Source organism: Bacillota bacterium, assembly GCA_024655925.1.
Taxonomy (GTDB): Bacteria; Bacillota; DTU025; order DTU025; family JANLFS01; genus JANLFS01.
In genome coordinates, this window is the sequence record JANLFS010000126.1 from 1 (window position 1) to 738 (window position 738).

The following is a 738-nucleotide window of genomic DNA, read 5'->3' on the forward strand; positions in this document are numbered from 1 at the left end:
ATATTCCTGTTCATAGGCAGGAGGAAAGATGTACCATTTCTCCCAGACATGCGAGCCCACGAAGCCGGCGACCACGCGAACACCCAGCGCGTCAGCCGCCTGCGCGGTCTTTTTCATCTCCTCTATGCCAAACAGAATCTTCTCCTCCGGTCCCTTGCTCGGAGCCCACGAGTCGGTCGCCGGCCCGTGCGGGCCAAGGACCAACTGTCCTGCCAGAGCATTGTTCAGCGCGGAGAGCTGCAGTTGGTGACGCCGGAGAAGCTCCGTGAGCCGGCGGCGATAGTCCTTGTCCTTGAGGCAGGCCTCCAGATCGAAATGGTTGGAGCTGCGCCAGGCGCCGAGTTCGACAGCCTCGTAGCCGAGGCTTGAGACGTACTGGCAGACTTCCTCCAGGGGTTTATCGTTGTAGAGAAAGGTGGCAACACCAAGCTTCATGGCGTACGCTCCGTCCTAGTCCAGCCTGGCCGACAGTGTCGGACCCGATCACAGGGTTTACCGGGGGTATGAGCAGTTCAGCCGCACAGGTGCACGCGCACAACGCCCCTGATCGTGCACTCATGCTGCCCGGCGCGGCACTCCGCGGTTGCATGCCCATCTCGAACCATGCCGAGCCGACGGCTACGCCGGTCATCCCGCTGGGCAGCACGATGGCGTGACGGGTCTAGCGCGCCTCCCGAACGGCCCAGCAGCAAGGTACATGCGACCGGCCATGCGTGTGACAAGCGGAACATCGTTATA

General features: G+C 62.2%; 1 protein-coding gene. It reads right to left on the reverse strand.

Translation table 11 applies throughout. From position 1 onward, the window contains the following. The coding region (locus NUW23_14255; protein ID MCR4427322.1) for a TIM barrel protein at positions 1–435 on the reverse strand (435 nt) is incomplete at its 3' end. Positions 436–738 lie beyond the last annotated feature (303 nt).